Origin of the sequence: Nocardia sp. NPDC057668 (assembly GCF_042799795.1) — a bacterium.
In the GTDB taxonomy this organism is placed as follows: domain Bacteria; phylum Actinomycetota; class Actinomycetes; order Mycobacteriales; family Mycobacteriaceae; genus Nocardia.
This window is the reverse complement of record NZ_JBHVIC010000003.1, coordinates 981,067-1,003,254: the sequence shown is the minus strand read 5'-3', so window position 1 is coordinate 1,003,254 and position 22,188 is coordinate 981,067. Positions and strand designations below refer to the sequence as shown.

Annotated in this window: 18 protein-coding genes; 7 read left to right on the top strand and 11 right to left on the bottom strand. The window is 69.0% G+C overall.

Going from position 1 to position 22,188, the window contains the following annotated elements:
- Positions 1-180: 180 nt before the first annotated feature.
- On the top strand, positions 181-3,054 hold the full coding sequence (locus ACFVBH_RS23045) for an AAA family ATPase (RefSeq protein WP_379004248.1): 2,874 nt from the start codon (positions 181-183) through the stop codon (positions 3,052-3,054).
- Between the two features lie 63 nt (positions 3,055-3,117).
- Here ACFVBH_RS23045 and ACFVBH_RS23040 read toward each other — a convergent pair whose 3' ends face one another.
- Positions 3,118-4,140 carry an alpha/beta hydrolase gene (locus ACFVBH_RS23040; protein WP_379004246.1) on the bottom strand — a complete coding sequence of 341 codons (1,023 nt, stop codon included), beginning with the start codon at positions 4,138-4,140 and terminating at the stop codon, positions 3,118-3,120.
- A 273-nt stretch (positions 4,141-4,413) separates the two neighbouring features.
- Between ACFVBH_RS23040 and ACFVBH_RS23035 the strand changes: the two genes are divergently transcribed.
- Positions 4,414-4,605: a DUF4177 domain-containing protein gene (locus tag ACFVBH_RS23035; protein ID WP_379004244.1), complete on the top strand. Its 192-nt coding sequence runs from the start codon at positions 4,414-4,416 to the stop codon at positions 4,603-4,605.
- Between the two features lie 6 nt (positions 4,606-4,611).
- Here the strand turns inward: ACFVBH_RS23035 and ACFVBH_RS23030 are convergent, their stop codons facing one another.
- Genes ACFVBH_RS23030 through ACFVBH_RS23015 form a run of 4 tightly spaced genes read right to left on the bottom strand, consistent with a single transcriptional unit; the run spans position 4,612 to position 8,156 of the window.
- Entirely contained in the window at positions 4,612-5,586 is a 975-nt protein-coding gene (locus ACFVBH_RS23030; RefSeq protein WP_379004589.1) for a glycine betaine ABC transporter substrate-binding protein, read from the bottom strand.
- A gap of 8 nt (positions 5,587-5,594) precedes the next feature.
- Positions 5,595-6,344, bottom strand: coding sequence for an ABC transporter permease subunit (locus ACFVBH_RS23025; RefSeq protein WP_354984785.1), 750 nt, complete (start codon positions 6,342-6,344; stop codon positions 5,595-5,597).
- Positions 6,341-7,561, bottom strand: a complete 1,221-nt coding sequence (locus ACFVBH_RS23020; protein WP_379004240.1) for an ABC transporter ATP-binding protein — start codon at positions 7,559-7,561, stop codon at positions 6,341-6,343. Before ACFVBH_RS23020 ends, ACFVBH_RS23025 begins: the two co-directional genes overlap by 4 nt.
- Positions 7,506-8,156 carry an ABC transporter permease gene (locus ACFVBH_RS23015; protein ID WP_354984812.1) on the bottom strand — a complete coding sequence of 217 codons (651 nt, stop codon included), beginning with the start codon at positions 8,154-8,156 and terminating at the stop codon, positions 7,506-7,508. The genes ACFVBH_RS23020 and ACFVBH_RS23015 overlap by 56 nt, the downstream gene beginning before the upstream one ends.
- Positions 8,157-8,386: 230 nt before the next feature.
- Between ACFVBH_RS23015 and ACFVBH_RS23010 the strand changes: the two genes are divergently transcribed.
- From ACFVBH_RS23010 to ACFVBH_RS23000, 3 genes are read left to right on the top strand one after another with little or no spacing between them, the layout of a single operon-like run.
- On the top strand, positions 8,387-9,634 hold the full coding sequence (locus ACFVBH_RS23010) for an ABC transporter substrate-binding protein (RefSeq protein ID WP_354984783.1): 1,248 nt from the start codon (positions 8,387-8,389) through the stop codon (positions 9,632-9,634).
- Between the two features lie 48 nt (positions 9,635-9,682).
- Complete coding sequence (locus ACFVBH_RS23005) at positions 9,683-12,460, top strand: ATP-binding cassette domain-containing protein (protein WP_379004237.1); 2,778 nt, start codon at positions 9,683-9,685, stop codon at positions 12,458-12,460.
- 8 nt (positions 12,461-12,468) lie between these two features.
- Positions 12,469-13,170: an ABC transporter ATP-binding protein gene (locus ACFVBH_RS23000; protein ID WP_379004587.1), complete on the top strand. Its 702-nt coding sequence runs from the start codon at positions 12,469-12,471 to the stop codon at positions 13,168-13,170.
- Between the two features lie 36 nt (positions 13,171-13,206).
- Here the strand turns inward: ACFVBH_RS23000 and ACFVBH_RS22995 are convergent, their stop codons facing one another.
- From ACFVBH_RS22995 to ACFVBH_RS22980, 4 genes are all read right to left on the bottom strand, one after another.
- Complete coding sequence (locus tag ACFVBH_RS22995) at positions 13,207-14,121, bottom strand: alpha/beta hydrolase family protein (RefSeq protein WP_354984781.1); 915 nt, start codon at positions 14,119-14,121, stop codon at positions 13,207-13,209.
- A 139-nt stretch (positions 14,122-14,260) separates the two neighbouring features.
- Complete coding sequence (locus ACFVBH_RS22990) at positions 14,261-15,061, bottom strand: ABC transporter ATP-binding protein (protein ID WP_379004234.1); 801 nt, start codon at positions 15,059-15,061, stop codon at positions 14,261-14,263.
- On the bottom strand, positions 15,058-16,113 hold the full coding sequence (locus tag ACFVBH_RS22985; protein WP_379004231.1) for an ABC transporter substrate-binding protein: 1,056 nt from the start codon (positions 16,111-16,113) through the stop codon (positions 15,058-15,060). Before ACFVBH_RS22985 ends, ACFVBH_RS22990 begins: the two co-directional genes overlap by 4 nt.
- Complete coding sequence (locus tag ACFVBH_RS22980; RefSeq protein ID WP_379004585.1) at positions 16,110-16,907, bottom strand: ABC transporter permease; 798 nt, start codon at positions 16,905-16,907, stop codon at positions 16,110-16,112. Before ACFVBH_RS22980 ends, ACFVBH_RS22985 begins: the two co-directional genes overlap by 4 nt.
- A 361-nt stretch (positions 16,908-17,268) precedes the next feature.
- Between ACFVBH_RS22980 and ACFVBH_RS22975 the strand changes: the two genes are divergently transcribed.
- The gene (locus ACFVBH_RS22975; RefSeq protein ID WP_379004226.1) at positions 17,269-18,633 is read left to right on the top strand and encodes a DUF1214 domain-containing protein; all 1,365 of its coding nucleotides are present in this window, start codon (positions 17,269-17,271) and stop codon (positions 18,631-18,633) included.
- Between the two features lie 76 nt (positions 18,634-18,709).
- Here the strand turns inward: ACFVBH_RS22975 and ACFVBH_RS22970 are convergent, their stop codons facing one another.
- Positions 18,710-20,083, bottom strand: a complete 1,374-nt coding sequence (locus tag ACFVBH_RS22970) for an ABC1 kinase family protein (protein WP_379004224.1) — start codon at positions 20,081-20,083, stop codon at positions 18,710-18,712.
- A 103-nt stretch (positions 20,084-20,186) separates the two neighbouring features.
- On the opposite strand from ACFVBH_RS22970, the gene ACFVBH_RS22965 reads away from it, so the two are divergent.
- Positions 20,187-20,846: a helix-turn-helix domain-containing protein gene (locus ACFVBH_RS22965; RefSeq protein ID WP_354984776.1), complete on the top strand. Its 660-nt coding sequence runs from the start codon at positions 20,187-20,189 to the stop codon at positions 20,844-20,846.
- A gap of 30 nt (positions 20,847-20,876) precedes the next feature.
- Here the strand turns inward: ACFVBH_RS22965 and ACFVBH_RS22960 are convergent, their stop codons facing one another.
- Positions 20,877-22,067 (bottom strand): esterase/lipase family protein, encoded by a 1,191-nt coding sequence (locus ACFVBH_RS22960; protein ID WP_379004221.1) that lies wholly within the window; start codon positions 22,065-22,067, stop codon positions 20,877-20,879.
- Positions 22,068-22,188 lie beyond the last annotated feature (121 nt).

Sequence of the window (22,188 nt, the reverse complement as noted above, 5' to 3'; positions counted from 1 at the left end):
CGGGTCCTCGTGAGCCTGCCCTGCCCGCTCCGCGGGACTGTGCACGATCAGGCCAGAACCGGTGCACTCCCGGCACAGCGCACCGCCCGAATCGGACTAGGCTCCCTACCCCGGGTCTGTGGCAGGAGAGGGAGCGTTGATGTTCGTTCCAGGTGTGCCTGCTGGCCGACAGCGTGGTGAATGGGCTTCGTCGTGAGCGGCGACAAGTCGGTGCTGGTGGGTCGAGTCGCCGAGCTCGAGGAGTTGAGCGCCCGCGTCGGCGCGGCCCGGAACCGGGTCGGGCAGGCGTTGCGGCTGGTGGGGGAGCCGGGGATCGGGAAGACCGCGCTCGTGGAGGCGGCGATCGAGCGCGCCAACGGGTTTCGCGTACTGCGCGCGGACGGGTTCGAGGTCGAGCAGGCCCTGCCCTACGCCGGGGTGCAGCGGTTGCTGGCGCGCGCCGACGCCCCGCTGACCGAGCTGCCCGCGCATCATAGGGAAGCACTGCTGGTGGCGATCGGGCACCGCGGCGGGCCGGTGCCGAATCGCTTTCTCGTCGGCCAGGCGCTGCTCGGGCTGTTCGCGCTGGCCGCGCGCGGCCAGCCGGTGCTGTGCGCCATCGACGACGCGCAGTGGGTGGACCGGGAATCGCTGGACGCCTTGGGTTTCGCGGCCCGCCGTCTGCACGCGGACGCGGTGCTGGTGCTGTTCGCGTCCCGGCCCGACACCGAATTGGACATGCACCTGGGCGGCATCGCGGTCCACCCGGTCGCCGAACTCGAGCGCGCGACGGCGATAGAACTGCTCACCGCCCGCCTCGGCGTGCGCTTCGATCCGCTGATCGCCGCCGACATCGTCGCCGAAGTCGGCGGAAATCCTTTGGCCCTGACCGATCTCGCCCACGATTTCGACGCCAGGCAGCTCGCGGATTCTTCCTTCGCCCCCCATCCGAGGGGCGCGGGCCACCGCCTCGAACAGCTCTACCGGCGACAGGTCCGCGACCTGCCGCCCACGACCCAGGACTGGTTGCTGATCGCCGCCGCCGAGGCCACCGGCGACCTGCGGTTGGTCGACGCGGCCGCGGGCGCGCTCGGCGTCCCCGAAAGTGCGGGGGAGGCAGCCGATTCGGCGGGACTGGTGATCGTCGACGGCGCGGCGCGCTTCCGGCATCCGCTGATTCGAGCGGCGGTGTACGGCGCGGCCCCGGCCGCCGACCGCCGCCGCGTCCACGCCGCCCTGGCCGCGGCTGCCGCCCGGCGCGGGCTCGACGACGTGCACGCCTGGCACGCCGCCGAAGCCGCCCCACGCCAGGACGACGCGGTCGCCGCACTGCTGGTCGCGGCGGCCGAGCGCGCGGCGCAGCGCGGCGGCCTGATCTCCCGGACCAGCCTGCTCGGCAAGGCGGCCGAACTCACCACCGACCCCGTCGTGCGGCACGAACATCTGCTCGGCGCGGCCGAAGCGGCGGCCGAGGCGGGTGCGGGCTATCTGGCCCTGGACCTGCTGGAACGGATCGATGACTCTGCGTGTGCGGCACCGAGTTCCGGTAGTCACCACATAGGAGAGTCGACCGCTTCCGCAGCCGCGAATGGCGGCGACTCGAACATCCGCGCGGGCGCCGCGGCTCCCGGCGAAGACCCGGTGATGGCGGGGCGACGCCTGATGGTGCGCGCGTCGCTGGCCATCTTCCTGATCGACGAGCAGCAGATGCCGCTGGCCCCCTACCACCTCAAACAGGCCGCCGAGCTGTTCCACGGTCACGACCCGCATCGCGAACAGCTCGCCCTGCTGCGCGCGTTCGACGCTCTGCTGCCGGTCGAAAGACTCGTGCGTGGTACGACCGCGACGGAACTGGGCCGGCTGCTGCGCGCGGCCGCCACCACCGGCGCCGGTGTGGTCCCGACCGTCCTGAACGGCCTCGCAGCGCTCATTCTCGACCCGTTCCCGGAGGCCGTCGCGCCGATGCGCGCCGCGGTGGCGGCCATCGCGGACCTGGACGACGCCCGGATCCTGTTGTTCGGCACCGCCGGTGTCGCGCTCACGACCGCGCTGTGGGACGAGCGCGCCCGCGACCGCCATCTTGCCCAGGGCGAACGCGTCGCGGTGGCGCGCGGCGCGCTCAAATCCCTGGACACCTACCTGTGGACCCATTCGATGACCGACGTGGATCGCGGCGATCTGCCCGCCGCCGAGCGCACGATCGAGCGACTTCGTGAAACCCGCAGGGCCATGGGCTATCCCGCCGAGCACGTCATCAACGGCGGATACCTGGCCTGGACCGGTGCGCGGTACGAGGACGTGGAGCAGCTCGCCGCGGCCATGCTGTCGGTGGGCCTGGCGGGCGTGCACTCGGGCACCACACACGGCCTGGCCGTGCGCGATCTGGCCGACGGCCGCTACGACTCCGCCTATCAGCGGCTGAAGAGCTTGCGGGAGAACGCTTTCCTGCAAACCGGTCCGCGTTTCCTGCCCGAGCATGTGGAGGCCGCGGTGCGCAGCGGGCATCTCGCGGAAGCGGCAGCGGTGACCGCCGAACTCACGGCTATCGCCGAGGCCACCGGGTCCGCCTGGGCCGCCGGCATCAGCAGCCGCTGCCGTGCCCTCATCGACGAAACCCCCGCCGCCGAGGCGCATTTCCACTCCGCCCTGGCGGCCCTCGCCACCACGGACACCCCCGGAGACCTGTACCGCACACACCTGCTCTACGGCGAATGGCTTCGCCGAAAGCGCCGCCGGAAGGACGCGGGCAGCCAATTGCGCCGCGCACGTGACGGTTTCACCGCCACCGGCGTCACCATGTTCGCCGACCGCGCCCAGCGCGAGCTGGCGGCGCTGGGCGAGCAGCTCGCCACGCCCGGCCAGCTCATCCCGAGAATCCATCTGACGGTTCAGGAATCACAGGTGACCACCCTCGCCGCCGCGGGAGCCACGAACGCCGAGATAGCCGCCACCCTGTTCATCAGCCCCAACACCGTCGACTACCACCTGCGCAAGATCTTCCGCAAACTCGGAATCTCCTCGCGCAGGCAGTTGCGCGAACATCTCGCCGCGACCGAACCGAGCCGGGAGGCCTGAGTCCCGGCCAGCCACCCCCTCGTGTGGGTGGCCGCCTCGATGCGGCGATCGGCGAGGCCGGGCTCAGGCGATGCCGAGCGTCCCCGCCAGGAACGGCCAGGAGGTGCGCAGGTCGTCCTCCCAGTGCCCCCACGAATGCGTTCCGACCGGGCGCTCGTCGACCGTCACCGGGATGGCCAGCTCGTTCAACCGGTTGGTGAGGTTCGTGGTGCACTGGCGCACGGCCGCCTCGATCACGCCGCCGAAGGCGATCTGGATCGGGAGCGGGATGCGCCCCTCGGCCACGCGCCGGTCGGCCGGGGTGTCGTGCGGCGCCGCGGGCAGCCCCGTGCCCGAACTCAGGTAGATGGCGGTCCCGCGCAGCCGATCCGCGTTGACCAGCGGATCATTGGCGCGCCAGAGCGGCCCGTCCAGGGGACCCCACATGTTCTCCACGCTGCGCCCGCCGCCCCAGTTCTCGACGGTGATCCGAACATACTGCTGCCCCACCGGATCCGAGGTCTGCGCGCAGCCGCTGTAGGAGGCGACGCCGCGCCAGAATCCCGGTTCGGCGATCGCGAGGTTCAGGACCGAGGTGCCGCTCATGGAGACCCCCGCGAGCGCCCGGGTTCCGTTGGAGCCCAGCAGCCCCTCGATCACCGGCGGCAGCTCACGGGTGAGGAAGGTCTGCCATTTGTTCACCCCCAGAACGGGATCCGCCTGCACCCAGTCCGTGTAGTACGAACTGCTGCCCCCGAACGGCGTGACGACGTTGACATCCTTACCGCGCAGGAACGACATCGCGTCGGTCTGCGAGTCCCACCCGCTCTCATCCGGCCCGCCCCGAGATCCGTTGAGCAGGTATAGGGTCGGCCGTGACGCACTCGCGGCCCGCACCACCCGCACCGGAATCGCCGTCCCCATGGCCGGCGAGAAGACCTCCACCATGTCCTCGCGCTCACCGACCGGTCGTACGGACACCACCCCGGCTTCCGTGGGCGCCGCCACGCCCTGCCCGCCCCCGGCGACCACACCGCCCGCCGCCACCGCCACGGCCAATCCCCACCGGATTCGCGCCCACACCCTGGTCCTCGCTGCTCTAGCCATGCTGGTCCTTCCGAAATCGGTCAGATCGGTATTGCCCGTGCCAGCGAGGAGTTCGTGCAGACCCCGCCTGTGGTTTGGTCAGCGCGCCGGTGCGCGATTGCGACGACGGCGAAGATCACCGCTCCCCACCGCCGCGCGGCGGCATTACCAGCGGAAATGGCCGACGTGGCGTCGTGCCCGCGCGCGCTGTGCGCCCTACGCTGGCGCGAGCACACATCGAGGTGGGCGCGCACACGCGCCGCCGGTAGTCGGGTTCACCGAGAGGAGTCGGGCATGGTCGCGCAGTTCGAGCACAAGGTCGTGACGTCCAAGCTGAAGATGAAAGGCTTCGACTACGGCGAACTGGAGGCGGAATTGAATCGGCTCGGCCTGGAGGGCTGGGAGACGGCCGGCACCGTCGCGCCCAGTTTCGGGGCCGGGCAGGCGACCGAGGTCGTGGTGATTCTGAAGCGAGTGCGGTCCTGAGGTCCGTCAGGACGCGGTGACGAAGCCCCGGTCGATCAGCCAGGTGCGGGCCACCTCGGCGGGTTCGCGGCCGTCGATGTCGACCTCGCGGTTGAGCTGGGTCATGGCTTCGTCGGTCAGCAGGGCGGAGATGGGCTCCAGCACGGTGCGTACCCGCGGGTGGGCCTCGGCGAAGTCCCGTCGCATGACCAGCGCCGCATTGTATTTCGGGAAGAACCCGCGGTCGTCGACGAGGAGTTTCAGGTTCAGGGCGGGGATGCGGCCGTCGGTCGCGGCCACCGAGCCGAAGCGGCACTGGGTTCCGTCGGCGGTCACCTGGTAGACCAGGGCGTCCTGGACTATCTGCTTCTGGACGGCGGCCGCGTCGATCCCGTATTTGCGAGCCATGCCGGGGTAACCGTCCTGGCGGACGTTGAACTCGGTGCCCACGCAGGTGGCGGCAGCCTGCGGGTCGGCGGCGACCAGTGCGGCGTAGTCGGACAGGGTGACGATGTTCTTCTCGGCGGCCGTGCGGGGGTTGGCGACCAGGGCGTAGGTGTTGTTCAGCGGTGCCATCGCGGTCCAGACCATGTCGTTCTCGTCGAGGTCGGCGTCGCGGACCGCCGCGAACTGCTCGTCCGAGCCCGGCACCGGATTCTCGTTGCCCAGGTAGTTGATCCACCCCGTTCCGGTGTAGTCGTAGGCGATGTCGACCTGCCCGAGCAACTGCGCGTCCCGCAGACTGTTCGACCCGACGATGTTGGTCAGGTCCCGCACCTCGGCGCCCGCCGCGCTCAGGGCGAACCCGATGATGTAGCCCAGCACGTTCTGTTCGGTGAAATCCTTGGATCCCACCGTGATTCGCACCCCGTCCAGTTCCGGCAGCGCCTCGATGCTGCCCGGGCCCACCGGCAACGGCATGGAGCTGCCCGCCTCCAGCCCGCAGGACGCCACCAGCAGCACCGCGAGCCCGGTGGCCAGCGCCGCACAACCGCGCCGTATCCGCCCGCTCACCGCAGCCCCCGCGGTTCGAGGTACCGCTCGGCCAGTGCACCCAGCCAATCGATGAGCAACGCCAGCGCCACCGCCAGCAGCGCACCCACCCAGAGCGTGACGTTGTCGCGCAGCTTGTATCCGGTGTCGATGAGAATCCCCAGCCCGCCGGCGCTCACCAGGAACGACAGCGTGGCCGTGCCGACCGCCAGCACGAGCGAGGTCCGCAGCCCGGCCAGGATGTACGGCACCGCGAGCGGAAACTCGATGCGCCGCAGCACCGTCGGCGCTCCCATGCCCTGCCCGCGCGCGGCGTCGATGACCGCCGGATCCACCTGCTGGTACCCGAGAATGGTGTTGCGCAGCACCGGCAGCAACGACAGCAGCACGATGGGCGCGACCCCGGTCCAGAACCCCGTGGCGCGGGTGAGCAGATAGAACAGCACGATGAGCCCGATGGCCGGCGCCGCCGCGCCGATATTGGCTATCCCCACGAAAAGCGGTGCGAGCCGCCGCAATCCGGGGCGGGTGAGCAGCGTTCCGAGCGGCACCGCGATGGCGATGACGATGGCAACCACCGTCGCGGTGATCCGCACATGCTGCCCGGTCACCGAGGCGATGTTGCCCGCGGTGAGGCTGGCCTGCTGGGTCACGGTCAATTCGCGCGCGAAGGCCCACGCCAGCACCCCCGCTCCCAGCGCGAGCGCCAGCAGGGGCTGGGCGATCAGCCGGATGCGGTCGGCCTGCCGTTCCGGCGCACTGGTCATCGGCCGCCGCCGTTGCGCCCGTGCGTGTCTCGCATCTCGGACAGATGCGAGACGAGGGTGTCGATGGTGATCAGGCCCGCGTACTCGCCGTCCGGCCCGGTGACAACGGCGTGGGCGTTGCTCTCCGCCAGCAGCGATTCGAGCGCTCGCTGCAATGTCGATTCCACTGACACCCCGCTGCCCACCGGGGTTCCGGCCGTGCGCAGCGAATCCGCGTGTGCGAGCTGTGCCGGGGTCACCCAGCGCACCGGCCGCCGCTGCTCGTCCAGCACTAGCCCCCAGTCCCGCTCGTCGTCCCCGATGGCGTCCCGAAGCGATTGCACCGCGGCCGATTCCACCGCGACCGCGCAATCCTCGAGCGGTACGTCCCGCACCCTGGTCAGGGTGAGCTGCTTCAGCCCGGCGTCCGCGCCCACGAATCCGGCGACCGTCTCGTCGGCCGGCCTCGCCAGAATCGCCGCGGGGGTGTCGTACTGCAGAATGGCGGATCGATCGCCGAGCACCGCGATGCGATCCCCGAGCTTGACCGCCTCGTTGAAGTCGTGCGTCACGAAGACGATCGTCTTGCCCAATTCCGCCTGCAATTGCAGCAATTCGTCCTGGAGCAGCCCGCGGGTAATGGGATCCACCGCACCGAACGGCTCGTCCATCAACAGCACCGGCGGATCGGCGGCGAGCGCGCGGGCCACACCCACGCGCTGCTGCTGCCCGCCGGACAATTGCCGCGGATACCTGTCCCGGAACGCCTTCGGATCCAGCCCGACCAACTCCAGCATTTCATCCACCCGCGCGCTGACCCGCCGCCGATCCCAGCCGATGAGCCCGGGCACCGTCGCCACATTCTTGGCGACCGAAAGATGCGGGAACAATCCCGCCTGCTGAATCGAATAGCCGATCCCGCGCCGCAATTGATCCGGATTCATGCCGAGCACGTCGAGCCCGTCGATGGTGATGGCGCCCGAGGTCGGCTCGATCAGCCGATTGATCATTCGCATGGTGGTCGTCTTGCCGCATCCGGACGGCCCGACCAGCACCACGATCTCCCCGGCCGGAATGACCATCGATACCCGCTGCACCGCCGGATCGGCTTGCCCCGGATAGTGTTTGGTGACATCGTCCAGCACGATCTCGGCGCCGGACACGGCCCTGGTTGCGCGAGTTTCAGTCACGGACGCTCCCGGGTGTGGTGAATCGGCCGACGAGCACGAGCATTCCATCCAGCACCAGCGCGAGAATCACGATCAGCGCCGTACCGGTCAACGCCTGCGGCACCGCGTTCGGGCTGCCGACCCGCGCGAGCCCGGAGAAGATGAGATTGCCCAGCCCCGGCCCTTTGGCGTAGGCGGCGATGGCGAGAATGCCCATGATCAGCGCTGTGCTGGTGCGCATTCCGGCCAGAATGGCGGGCCAGGCCAGCGGCAATTCGATCCGTGTCAGCACCCGCGTGCGATTCATGCCGACCCCGCGCGCGGCGTCGGAGACCGCCGGATCGACGGCGGCCAGCCCGACGATCGTATTGCGCAGAATGGGCAGCAGCGCGTACAGCACGAGCGCGGTGATCGTCGGCGGCACACCGAGACCCATGAACGGGATGAGCAGGCCCAGCAGCGCGAACGACGGCACGGTCAGGATGATGCTGGCCGTCGCGGTGGCCGCGGCCGAGCCGAGCGGACTGCGGTACACCAGCACCCCGAGCGCCACGGCGACGAGCGTGGCGATCAGCACCGATTGGACCACGGCGGAGACGTGCAGATATCCGTCCATCAGCAATTGACGGCGGTGATCGACGACAAAGCTCCACAGGGTGTCCAGTGTGCTTACCTCTCCACTGGTCGGCGTCCCCGGCGAGCATATCCGGAAGACCCTCCGCCATTTGGGAATTCGGCCGACGCGAAGGATGCAGATCCCCGCGGCGAGCGGGCGCGGAGGCTACCGGCGAGTAAGTGCTGCGGCTTACTCGATAAGTGGTGCAGATTACCCGTGCCCTCTAGTGTGTCGCAGAACACCAGGCCCTTGCTGGTGTAGAAGGAGAGCTCGGACATATGCATTACGGTGGACTTCGGCGCCGCAGGCGGACTTTCGCGACGGTCAGCGCTCTGGTGCTGTTCACGGCACTCGCGGCGACGGGTTGCGCGGGCGATGAGGGATCGGACGCGAACAATCCCGTCGCCGGCGCGGCGACCACGTCGCTGACGAGCAACCCGGCCAGCGGCGACCCGGTGAAGATCGGGTTCGTCTCGACCGAGGGCGGCGCGGTGGTCTCGCTTCCCGAGATTCGCGCGGGCGCGGAAGCCGCCGTGCAGTACGTCAACAAGAACGCCGGCGGATTCGCGGGCCGCCCGATCGAGCTCATCGTCTGCAAGCAGCAGGAGGAGCCGACCTCGGCGACCAAGTGCGCCAACGAGTTGGTGGAGAAGAAGGTCAGCGCCGTGCTCGCGGCGGGCACCTCCCAGGGCGGCACGGTCGTTCCCATCGTGGCGGGCGCGAACATCCCGTACATCACCCTCAGCGGCGTGTCCGCTGCCGAGCTGACCTCGCCGGGTTCCTCGGCGCTGTCGGCGGGCCTGCCCGGCATGCTCACCGCCATGACCGCGGCGGCGAAGTCGCAGAACCTGAAGTCCTTCACCATCTTCGCCAGTGACGGCGGCGGCGCGGGCGCGATCATCAACGCGATGGGCTCGCCCATCTTCAAGGCCGCGGGCATCGACCTGAAGGTCGTGCCGATCCCGCTGGGCGTGCCGGACCCGACCCCGCTGGTCACCTCGGGCCTGTCCAGCAAGCCCGAAGGCGTGAGCGTGGTCGCCGACGCTGCCACCTGTAGCTCGGTGTTCAAGGCGATCCAGACCACCGACCCCGCGGTGAAGAAGGTCTTCATTCCGGTCTGCCTGGATCCGGCCGTCACCAAGATCATCGGCATGGACGCGGTGATCGGCAGCATCGGCGTCACCGGCACCGACTACCTCTCCGATCGCCCGGATTCGGTGCTCTACCGCTCGGTGCTGCAGCAGTACGCGCCCGACACCCACGTCACCGGCATGGCCGCCTCGGGCTACCAGGTCGTCATGGCGGTGGTGAAGGCCGGCGCCGGCATCCAGGGCGAGATCACCCCGGCCGCCATCAAGGACGCGCTCAAGGCCGCCAAGGGCATCGAGATGCCCGCGGGCGGCGGCATCACCTTCACCTGCGACGGCACCGCGGCGCCCATGATGGCCTCGATCTGCTCGCGCCAGATGATGTACGGCGAGATCAACGACAAGGGCGTGGCGGTGAACCTGAAGCTCGCCGGATAGCCCGCGCGCGAGGGGTTTACAGCCGGCTTCAGCCAGAGAGATTCGCCAATGACAGACCATGTTTCCTTCCTCGTGCTCGGTTTGGGCAACGGGGCGGTGTACGCCGCGCTCGGTCTCGCGCTCGTGATGACGTTCAAGAGTTCGGGCGTCGTGAATTTCGCGACCGGAACCGTCGCGCTCTACACCGCGTACACCTACGCCCTGCTGCGGACCGGTGAATTCATGGTCCCCATACCGGGTCTGCCCAAGACGATCGATGTCGGGCAGCGACTCGGTGTGGGCCCGGCCATGGCGATCTCCCTGGTTGTCGCCGCCGTTCTCGGCGTGCTCTGCTACGCCCTGATCTTCCGGCCGCTGCGCGACGCCCCGGTGGTCGCCAAGGCCGTGGCCTCGATCGGCCTGATGATCGTCATCCAGGCGCTCATCGCTCAGCGCGTGGGCACCGGATTGATCTCGGTGGAGCCGATCTTCAAGCTCGACAGTTTCGCGATCGGCGCGCGCAAGGTGCCCACCGATCGGATCTGGCTGGCGGTGGCGGTCGTGGTGATTGCCCTGGCGGCGCTGGCGATTTTCCGCCTCACCCGCTTCGGCGTCGCGACCGAGGCGGCCGCGGAATCGGAGAAGGGCGCCTACCTCACCGGTCTCTCACCCGATCGGATCGCCTTCAGCAACTGGGCGCTGTCCTCGGTGGTCGCGGGCCTGAGCGGCATTCTCATCGCCCCGCTGGTCGCGCTCAACCCGATCGCCTACTCGCTGTTCATCGTGCCCGCGCTGGCGGCCACCCTGGTCGGCAACTTCGGTTCGATCGCGCTGACGGTAGCGGCTGGCATCGCGATCGGCGCGCTGCAGGCCGAATCCACCAATCTGCAGTCCCTGTACGACTGGGTCCCCAAGTCCGGTATGGCCGAGGCGATTTCGCTGCTGCTGATTCTCGGGTTCCTGGTGTTCAAGGGCAGGCCGCTGCCCGACCGCGGCAGCGTGGTGCGCAAGACGCTCGGTCGCGCGCCCCGGCCGAACGCCGTCGCCGTCCCGGTGCTGGTGTCGCTGGCCGTGGTCGTGGTCGCGCTGCTGGCGACGACCGGCAGTTACCGCGCCGCCATCGTCAGCAGCATCATCTTCGCCGTGCTCGGGTTGTCCCAGGTGGTCATCACCGGGTACGCCGGGCAGATCTCGCTCGCCCAGCTCACCCTGGCCGGAGTCTCGGCCTACGCGGTGAGCGTGCTCAATCTGCATCTGGGCGTGCCGTTTCCGTTCGCGCCGATCCTGGCGGCCCTGTTCGCCACGTTCGTCGGCGTGGTGGTCGGCCTGCCCGCCCTGCGGGTCCGCGGCCTGCCGCTGACGGTGGTGACCCTGGCGCTGGCGGTGTTCGTGGAGGCGTTCTGGTTCCGCAATTCGGACCTGAACGGTGGTGTCGACGGCGCGCGCATCGACACCCCGCGCCTGTTCGGCATCGACCTGGGAATCGGTGCGGGCGAGGCGTATCCGCGCATGGCCTTCGCACTGCTGTGCCTGGCCGTGCTCACCGCAGTTGGTCTCGGGGTCGCGTGGCTGCGCCGCAGCAGGCTCGGCACCGACATGCTCGCCGTGCGCGCCAACGAGCGCTCGGCGGCCGCCGCGGGCATCGACGTGTCGCGAACCAAGCTGCTGGCCTTCGCGATCGGCGCGTTCATCGCCGGGCTGTGCGGGGCGCTGCTGGGCTATCAGCACAGTGTGGCTACCCCGGAGCCGTTCGCGGTCTTCCTCGGCATCTCGCTGTTCGCGATCATCTACGTCGCGGGCATCACCTCCATCACCGGCGCGATTCTGGCCGGGATCATGGCCCCGGGTGGCGTGCTGTACCTGCTGGTCGACCGATTCCTCGGCGCCGGTGACTATTACGCGGTGACCAGCGGCGTACTGCTCATCGTGACCGTCATGACCAATCCCGACGGCATCGCCGCCAAACTGCCCCGCCTGCCCTGGCCCGCGCGGACGCTGTTCGGCGGCAAGGGCACACCGCCCGCTCCCGTGGCGGCGGTGACCGCGCCCGCGCCGGTCGATTCGGCCGGTCCGGTGTTCGCGGTGACCGGGGTGAGCGTCGCCTACGGCGCGGTCAAGGCCGCCACCGATGTCAGCTTCGAGGTTCGCCCGGGCGAGATCGTCGGTCTGATCGGGCCGAACGGCGCGGGCAAGACGACGGTCATCGACGCGGTCACCGGGTTCGCGGCCGCGACCGGATCGGTGCGCCTGGCGGGCGTCGCGATCGACGGGCAGGCCCCGCACCGGCGCAGCCGCGCCGGCCTCGGCCGCAGCTTCCAGGACGTGGAGTTGTACGACGATCTCACCGTCGCGGAGAACGTGCGCGTGGGCGCGGCCCGCTCGCACTCGGAACTGCCCATCGCCCAGCGGGTGTCGCGGACGCTGGCGGTGCTGGGCCTGGACGAGCTGGCAGAACGCGAAGCCGCTTCGCTCTCGCAGGGCCAGCGCCAGCTGGTGTCGATGGCCCGCGTGCTGGCGGCCGAACCCAAGGTCGCCCTGCTGGACGAGCCCGCCGCGGGCCTGGACCACGGTGAAAGCCGCTGGCTCGGTGAGAAATTGCGCTCGGTCCGCGACGACGGCACCGCGATCCTGCTGGTCGACCACGATATGGAGCTGGTCCTGTCCATCTGCGACCGCGTGATCGTCCTGGACCTCGGCGAGGTTATTGCGACCGGCACCCCCGACGAGATCCGCGCCCACCCCGACGTCCGCCGCGCCTACCTCGGCCTGCCCGCGGAGTCAGAGGAGTCCGCGCCCGAGACCGAATCGCGCACCGGCGCAACGGCTGAGAAGGAGACCGCGCGGTGACCGTCGCCATGGAATGCCGGGGGCTCTCGGCCGGATACGTCAAGCAGCGGCCCTGCGTGCGCGAGGTCGACCTGGCGCTCACGGCGGGGGAGATCACCTGTCTGCTCGGGCCGAACGGAGCCGGGAAGACCACGCTGCTCATGGCGTTGTCCGGGCTCGTGCCCCGCGACGCCGGTGAGGTGCTCGTCGGGGGGAACGGGATCGGCAGCGGCCGGCCGCGCGAAACGGTGCGAGCGGGAATGGTTCTCGTGCCCGACGATCGCGCGCTGTTTCGTCAACTGACCACCCGGCAGAACCTGCAGCTGGCGATCGCCGATCGTGCACGCCGGCGCAATGGCGTGGAGCAGATCCTGGAATACTTTCCGGCCCTGGAGAAGCGGCTCGGGGTGGCAGCGGGCCGGCTCTCGGGCGGCGAGCAGCAGATGCTGGCCATCGGGCGTGCCCTGCTGCAGCGGCCGAAGGTGCTGCTCATCGACGAATTGAGCATGGGCCTGGCCCCGGTGATCGTCACCGAGATCCTGGCCGTGCTGCGCACGCTCACGACCGAGGAACAGCTGAGCGTGCTGCTGGTCGAGCAGCACGTGCACCTGGCCCTGGGCATCGCCGATCGCGCGGCGATCCTGGTGCACGGCCATATCGCGGACCAGGACACCGCGCTCGCCTTCCGCGACGATCCCGAACGGGTCGAACGCGCCTATCTCGGCGGCTGATCGGACGCGCTCACCCGGGGTGGGCGCGGATCCGGATCAGGCGCCGATGGCGCGCGCCAGATGCGGCCACGACTCGTACAGGTCCGTCTGGAACTGACCCCAGGTATGCGAACCCTCCGGGCGATGGACGTAGATCGAGTGGATCCCGTTCTCCGCCAGGTGGCTAGCGTAGGCGCCGGTACAGGAATTGGCGATGGCCTCGACGATCGGCGCGGGCAGCCCGCCCCCGTCGATCGCGCCGGGCTGCCCGGTGGCGGCGGAGAGAAAGACCGTCTTGCCCGCCAGCCGGTCGGCGTGCAGGTACGGGTCGTGCGCCCGCCACAGCTCGCCGCCGGGTGCGCCCCACACGTTGCCTGGATTACCGCCGCCGCGCAGCACGACGGCCCCCGCCATGATCACCCCGGCGGCGTCGGAAGACCACGGACACCCGCTGAAGGCGGCGACGGCGTCGTAGACCTCGGGCGCCTGAATGGCCAGGTCGATGGCCGAACCCGCGCTCATGGACACCCCCGCGACGGCATTGCGGCCGGTGGTCCCCAGTTGCGCGTCGACCACCGCGGGCAACTCCCGCGTGAGGTAGGTCTGCCATTTGTTGCGGCCCGCGATCGGGTCGTCGGCCATCCAGTCGGTGTACAGGCTGTATGCCCCGCCGGTCGGCAGTACCACGTTGACGTTCTTGTCCGCGAAGAACTTTCGCACGTCGGTGTCGTTCCACCAGGAGATGCCGTCCTCGCCGCCACCCGCGCCGGTGAGCAGATACAGCGTCGGGGCCGGGCCGCCGCCCGCGGCCCGGATCACCCGATTGGAGACGACCTGGTTCATGGCGGGGGAGTAGACGTCGAGGGTGGAGAACTGCTCCCCATCGGCCACCTCGGCGACCACCCCCTCGGGTGGGGCCGCCGCGGCGGTCGGAAGGGCGATGGCGGTGGCGGCTATGACTGACGCGAGCACAGCCCAGGGCTTTCTTGCGGTCACCACTGGGTTGTACCCATTACGGGCGGGATGATGTGCACGCTGCGCCGGAAATGTGCTTTTTGCTGGGCAACTCGGTCTCCGTCGCGCTCCGGCAGCCCGCCCACCTGCGCGGATGTCAGCGGTGCGCGTCGTAGATCGCCTGCGCCAGTTCCGATTTGAGCGATTGGAATTCCGGCGTGGCGGTCACGGCGAGCTCGCGCGGGTGGTCGGGTGAATCACCCGGGAGTTCGATGCGCCGGTCCACGATGACCCGCCCCGGCCGCGCGCTCATCACCAGCACCCGGGTGGACAGGAACACCGCCTCCTCCACCGAATGCGTCACGAAGACAATGGTTTTGCCCGCCTGCCGCCACAGCCGCAGCAGCTCGACCTGCAAGCGCTCCCGGGTCAACTGGTCCAGCGCGCCGAACGGCTCGTCCATGAGGATGATGCGCGGATCGTTGATCAGTACGCGGGCGATCTGCGCGCGCTGCTGCATACCGCCGGACAGCTGATAGGGCCGCTGTCCGCCGACCTCGGCCCCCAGGCCCACCAGCTCCAGCAGTCGCTCGGCTTCGGACCGGCGCGTCTTGCGGTCCACGCCACGGCATTTGGGCCCGAACTCGATGTTGCCGCGCACCGAGAGCCAGGGGTAGAGGGTGGGGGACTGGAAGACCACCCCGCGCTCCGGGCTCGGCCCGGCGACGCGGTCCGGACCCACTAGCAGATCGCCGCTGGTCGGGGTCAGGAACCCGCCCAGCAACTGCAGCAGCGTGGTCTTCCCGCAGCCGGACGGCCCGACCACGCTCACGAATTCGCCGGGCTCGATGACCAGATCGGTGGGCGCGAGCGCGACCGTCGGCCCGTTCGCGCTCGCATAGGTCTTGGACACATCGGTCAGCACGACCCGATCGCGCAGATCGAGCGCCGAACTCACTTGGCGCTCACCCCGGCGGCCGCGTCGGCGTACACCGCGGCCGTGTATTTCTCCGGTGCGGCCAGGCCCTGAATCTCGCCCTGGCTCAACAGGAACTGCGCGGAACCTTGCAGGTCCGCACTCAGCTGCTTACCCAGGTAGGGCTGCCCGGCCTGCGCTGCGGCGTCGAGGAACACGTAGCCGCCCAACTGCTTACGCACCTCGTCGACCGAAATCCCCAGCTGTGCCGCGATATGGGTGGCCGCGCCCTGCGGATCCTTCGCGATCTGCTGCACGGCCCAGTTCTGCGCCGCAGTCCACACCGCCAGGAATTTCGGGTTGGCGCCGACGAATTCGCCGCGCGCCCCGGCCAGGTCGAAGGTCGGCTTCCCGGCCTTGGCGGTGTCCGCGGCCGTGGTCACGGTGTGCCCGTTCTCCAGCAGGCGGCTCAGCGTCGGATCCCAGACGAACGCCGCATCGATCCCGCCGCCCTGCCAGGCGCCCAGAATCGCGTCCGGAGCCAGATTCACCAGCGTGACGTCGCGTTCGATGCCCGCCGCGGTGAGCGCCGCCAGCAGACTGTAGTGCGAGGTGCTGGCGAACGGCACCGCGATCTTCTTCCCGCGCAGGCCCGCCACCGTGGTGATGGCCGGGTCCTTGACCGCGAGCGATTCCGCCGCGCCGATCACGTCGTGGATCCACACCGTCTTGACATCCAGGTTCAGCGGCGCCGAAACCGCCCGTGCCACAGCCGCACTGCCGAGCAGCGCCAGATCGATGGAGTTCGAGCCGAACGCCTGGATGACCGTGGCGCCCGAGGCGAACTTGGACCAGGTGATCGTGGCCTTGGGCAGGCAGGTCTGCAGCAGCCCGGTGTCCTTGACGATCAGATCACCGTTGGGGATGTCCTGGTAACCCAGTCGTACGGTCCCGGTGAAGCTTTCGTCGACCGCCACCGGGCAGGCCACCGTGTCCCCGGTACCGGCGGAGTCGGTTCGATTGGATTCCACGCATCCGGTCAGGGCCAGGGTGAGGGCGCCGGCCAGCGCCAGCGCGGCGAAAGTGCGTTTCATGCCAAACCTTTCCAGGGGACGGCCAGAACGCCGACCTGTTTGATTACCGCGTCCAGGGCCAGCGCGGTGAGTCCGATGACGATGATGCAGGCGACGGTCAGCGGCGTATTGAGCTGCTGCCCGGCCAGATACGCGAGTCCGCCGATACCGGGAATGCCGTTGTTGAGCTCGGCGGCGACGACCGTGGTCCAGGCGAACCCGACCGCAACGCGGATCCCGCCGATCACCTCGGGCAGGGTCGCGGGCAACAGCACCCGCGTGATCACCTGCCGCCGGTTCGCGCCCAGCGACCGGGCGGCGTTGATCCGATCGGCCGAAACACCCTGCACGCCGGACATGGTCGCGATGACGATGGGTGGGAACGCGGCCAGGAACAGCAGCCAGTTCTTGGACGTGTCGCCGATGCCGAACCAGACGATCAGCAGCCCGATGTAGCCGAGCGGGGGCAGCATGCGCAGGAAGTTCAGGTACGGCTCGACGATCGCGCTCACCAGCCGGGAGCTGCCGAGCACGAAGCCCACCGGCGGCCCGAGCAGCACGGCCGCTCCGGCCCCGATCCCGATGCGCTGCAGGCTCGCGACCAGGTGCTCCCACAGGAAGTAGTTCTGCTCGCCACGCACCTCGCGGGGCACTCCCGGCGCGAGTTCGTGCCAGCTGTTGGCCCGCACGAACGCGTCCCACACCGCGTGCGGTCCCGGAAGGAATTGCGCGTCAACGAGTTCGGCGGCGGTGACCGCCCACCACAGCGCGACGAACACCCCGAGCGACAGCAGCCGCACCCCCAGCCCGCGCACCCGCGAGCCATCGGCTCCCCGTCCCACCCGCTTCTTGATCGACGAGGTCACGGCGCTGTCCGCGCTCGCGACCACGGTCGCCGCCTGCGTCACCCGATTGCCACCCTGCCCAAGTCCGGAACCTCGAGGCCCCGAGCCGGAACCTTCCGCCTGGATCCTGTCCGCCGCGCCCGCCCCCGGCCAGGTTCACGATCGCCGTGATTCGAACCGGCAGGCGCCGAAGTCGTCGTCAGAGTTGCAGCACCGCGCGGGTTCACCCGTGCCGGGTGAATCGCCAAGGGGACGCGGGGGCAAAACTGGCTTGTCGACCGGGGCGCTGTGCCGGCGCCGTCGAACGAGTTCCCTCGTCGGGAGGCGGATGATGACTGATGTCGCAGAGCGGGATATCGCCGATCGCCTGGTGTACAGGCGGGCGGTGGAGGCGGCGATCTGGGGTATGGCCGCGGTGAATTTCGAGGTCATGCGGTCGGTGATGGCACCGGACCGCAAGATCGAGTTCTTGTATTGGTCGAAGTTGCTCGACTGGCGCAATCAGACTCTGACCCCGAACCCGGACCTGATCTACTACATGGCGTTCATGGACCCGGGCCGTGACGGCCCCATCGTCGTCGATATCCCACCGGCCACCGACGAGCACGTACTCAACGGCAGCCTCTGCAACATCTGGCAGGTGCCCCTGGAAGACGTCGGCAAGTTCGGGGCCGACGCAGGCAACGGTGCGCGCTACCTGATCCTGCCGCCCGGATTCGACGGTGCGGTGCCCGAGGGCTACCTCGTACTGCCATCGGACACCAACCAGACCTACGCCCTGCTGCGGTCGGTGCTACCCGAAGCCACCCAGCAGGCACTCGACTCCGGCTTGGAGTACTGCCGCGGCATCCGCATCTACCCTCTCGCCGACGCGGACAATCCACCCGAAACGCCGCGGCGAGACCTGTTCGGCGAACTCGTCGACACCCGCATTCCCTACACTCTCGAGTTCTGGAAGGCCCTCGACCGGGTCGTCCAGGCCGAACCGTGGCTCCCGCGCGACCGTGCTTTCGCCGAGATGCTGGCCACGATCGGCATCGAACGCGGGACACCGTTCGAACCCGACGCCCGACGCGTGGAATTGCTGGAAGAAGCTGTGCGCGAAGCGCATGCCTCGATCCGGGAGATCTACCGCAACGACCCGCCGTTCTACGACGGCCGGCACTGGTTCTTCCCCGCAGGCCGGGACTTCACCGAGGGCCAGAGCCACAACTTCGCCGACGGCCAGGTCTATCCGTACACCGATCGCGCGGTCGTGTATCACATGGCCTTCATCGGCCTCAAACGTCTTGGCGTGGGCCAGTTCTACCTGGTCAACCTGCGAGATGCGCACGGTGAGATCCTGCGATCCGACCGTACCTACCGCCTGCGCGTGCCCGCCGGGGTCCCGGTGTCCCAGTACTGGTCCGTCACGATGTACGACGGTGAGGACCACACCCTCATTCGCGGCAACGCCACCTACTCGGTGTCCTCCCAGCAGCCCGGACTGCGGGTGAACGAGGACGGCTCCGTCGACGTCTACCTGGGCCCCACCGCGATACCGGGCATGGAAGCCAACTGCGTCGGCACCGGTGAGAGCGAGACCTTCGAGTTGATGTTTCGCTTCTACGGTGTCGGGCCGGGAGTCTTGAACAAACAGTGGCAACTCGACGATCCCGTGGTCGTCGACGCCGCCGGACACACCTCCACCCGGTGAGGTGCACGACCGGCCGCTCGGCGGAATCGTGGACTCGCCCCGCCCGGAATCCGCTCGCGGACTCAGGCACTCCGCCTCAGCCGCGTGCGTCCCGCCAGGCCGCTATCGCACGCCCGATCTCGGTGGTGGGCGGCTCGTCGTAGAGCCATTCGCGGGCGATGCGGTGCCAATTCGCGGTGGTGCGGAGCTGGCCGAGGGCGGCGAAGGTGAACAGGTCGGTGCGGCGGGAGAAGACGTGTTCGGGCGGGAGGAGTTGGCGGCGCATCCCGCGAAACTCGGCCGAGCGGGGATTGACGGCGAGGACCAGCGCGCCGGTGGCCAGTTCGGGGGTGATGGCGACCTGTTCGTCCAGCAGGTGCCAGCCCGCCGCCGCCCACACGTAGTCCAGGCATTCCTGCGGCGAGACCCCCGCGCCGGGATCGATGATGCCGCGATCCACCCATTGCCCGTACAGGTCCGCGGCCCGGTGTTCGCCGGCCGCGCACAGGGCGGTGCGTTCGAACTCCACGTGCACCGGATCCATGGTGCTGTAGAGGCCGAAGTCGACGAACCCGACCCGGCCGTCCGCGGCGAGCAGGATGTTGCCCGGGTGCGGATCGCCGCAGAACTCGTGGTCGGTGAACAGCGAGTTGATGTAGAAGCGGTAGATCAGCTCACCGATGCGGTCGCGCTCGTCATCGGGCAGGGTTCGCATGTGCTCGAACGAGGTGCCCTCGACGAACTCGGTGACGAGAACATGTGGGCCGCAATACTCTTCGATCGCGTCGGGCACGGTGATGAACGGATGCTCCCGGTAGCGCGCGGCCACCCGGTGCTGGGTCACCGCCTCGCGGGCGTAGTCGAGTTCGCCGCCGATATTGCGGGCGACCGCGTCCAGCACCCCGGCATCGGCCGCGCTCGGCAGCGCGGAACGCCACATCCTGCTGAAGAATTCGAGATTGCGCAGGTCCGCGTGCACGGCTTCGTCCACGCCCGGGTACTTCACCTTCACCGCGACCGTGCGACCGTCGCGCAGGGTGGCCCGGTACACCTGCCCGATCGAGGCGGCGGCGACCGGCGTCTCCTCGAAATCGGCGAAAGTTCTTGCGAGCGGACCGAGATCGTCCTCTATCACCGCGCGCATGGCGGCGAAGGACACGACCGGCGCGCGCGAGCGCAGCTCGGCGAGCTTGTCCCGGAACAACTCTCGATGCTCCTCGGGCACGAGATCGACATCGAGCACCGACAGCATCTGGCCCAGCTTCATCGCCGCGCCCTTCATCCCGCCCAGGATGGTCACCAGCTGCTGCGCGGCCTGCATGGCGGACCGCTCGGCCAGCACCCGGCGCGCCTGTTCCGGCTGCCCGATCATCGCCAGCCGGGTGCCCACGCCGCGTGCGGCCTGCCCGGCCGCGAGCCGTCCCAATTGGCCGCCGCGCACGAGTCTGCCCTTGGGAACTCGACTCGCCATTCTTCGTACCTCCCTGCGGCCCGTGGCGAAAAACCTACATCACCGCGTGCGTGTCACCCTAAGATGAGCAAAGCTCATTCTTGACCGCACGGCAGGAGGATAAATGCCGCCGAAAGCTCCACCGCGGCGTCGCACTCCGACCCAGCAGCGTTCGCGGGAAACCCGAGATCACATTCTCGACACCGCCGCCCGATTGTTCGGTGAACGCGGTATCGCCGACACCTCGACCAATCGCATCGCCGCCGAGGCCGAGGTCAGCATCGGCACGGTGTACCGCTATTTCGCCGATCGCAGCGTCATGGTGGAGGAGCTGCTCCAGCGCCTGCTGGAGCAGCTCGAGCGGCGTTTCACCCAGTGGTTGTCCAGCGTTCGGCCGGAACCGAAAATGCCGTCGCTGCAATATCGGTCGCGGGTGATCACCGATATTCTCGAGGTGTTCGCCGAGGAGCTCGTGGAGAACGCGAAATTGGTGCGGGCGCTGGTGGCCGGCGTGCAGTTCTACAGCAGCGGCCTGCCCGAATTGGAGCCGCGCTTCCGATTGCTGGTCAAGGTGCTGTTGATCCAGATCATGGGCCCGGGAAACGACCACAAATACGATGTGATGTCGTTCGTGTTCGTCAATACCGGCTTCGCCGCCGTGGTCCGCGCTTCGGCGGTGGAGATCGGGAGCGACGAGCGCCAGGAGGTCATCGCCACGACGGCCCGCATGATGGCCGCGTGGATCGAATCGGAGTTGTCCGAGAGTGTGCCGGCGGGCGGCTGATGAGCAGCGCCGCCGCACCGGCACGTCCGGTCAGAGCCCGCCGCCACCGCCGATCACCCACGGATTGAAGGTGCACTGCAGGGTGGGGAACTTCACCGGATCCAGCGCCCGCAGCGCGATGGACAGCGCACGCGGTGAGTACATCATCGTCAGATGATCGGAGACGTCCTGTTCACAGCCGTCCTGTAGGACGATGTTCTGCACCCGCGCACCGGGCCCGGCCTTCAGGAAGGTCAGCTCGTACGGGTTGGTGATCTCGTCGTACCGGCTGCCGACGATCGTGTAGTCGATGCCCGGCACGGTGTCCCCGTTTGCGTTGAGCTTGTTCACGAAGTCCGAGCCGACGGTCTGCTGGATGCCCGCGTGGCCCACGAAGATCTCGACCAGGCCCAGCACGTCGATGCCGAAGTTGTTGACGGCCCGGCCCAGCGCCCCGATCCCGACGAGGGAGGTCCCGTGGTGGGTCGCCCCGTAGGTGATCAGATTCTGCGTCTTGGCCGCACCGCCCTCGAACTTGGTGTACCAGTTGGCCATCGAGCCGCCCTGCGAGTGCGCCACGATGTCGGCCTTGCCCGCACCGGTCGCGGCCAGCACCCGATCCACGAACACGGCCAGCTGTTTGGCCGAATCCTGGATGTAGCCGGTGCCCATCACACCGGGTATCAGCGACCCGAGACCGCCGCCCTGTACCAGGTCGGATCGGCCGTAGTTGAAGGTGAAGGTGCAGAATCCGGCGTCGGTGATGGGCTTGCTCATGTACGCGAAGCCGTTGTAGGCGTTCATCCAGGTGCCGTGCACCAGCACGACCGGACGCGGATGCTCCGCGGTGGGTTTGCAGTTCCAGTCGTTGGTGCCCGGCGGCGCGGCATCGGGATTGAGCAGCCCGTATCCGAAGGCCGCCGTCCACGAGGTCATCTCCGGGCCGTACTGCTGGGTGTCGGACGAGCGCCCGCCCGAGGAGCCCGAGCTGGACCCGGATCCGCCCAGGCAGTCCCCGGACCCGTTGCCCGAGCCCGCCCCGCTGCCGGAGGTGCAGGCGGATCCGGTCCCCGCGATCGGTCCCCCCTTGACCCCCGCCGCGATGTAGTCGGCCAGTTGCTGTTCGGTGGCCGGTGCTTCGGGTTCGGCCCGGGTCGTCGATCCGGTGAATCCCAGGGCCAGCATCGCCACCCCGGTCAGCACCGCCACCCGTATCGCCCCGGGGCGTTTGCTTCGTGTCATTCCTTGCCTTTCTCCAGCGCATTTCTCGGTGCGAGTCGTATTGCCACGGAAGTGGTTTCGGATCTCGCGACCACGGCAACGCTAGGACCGGCGCACCGGCGTCCGGACCCGCTGAAACCCG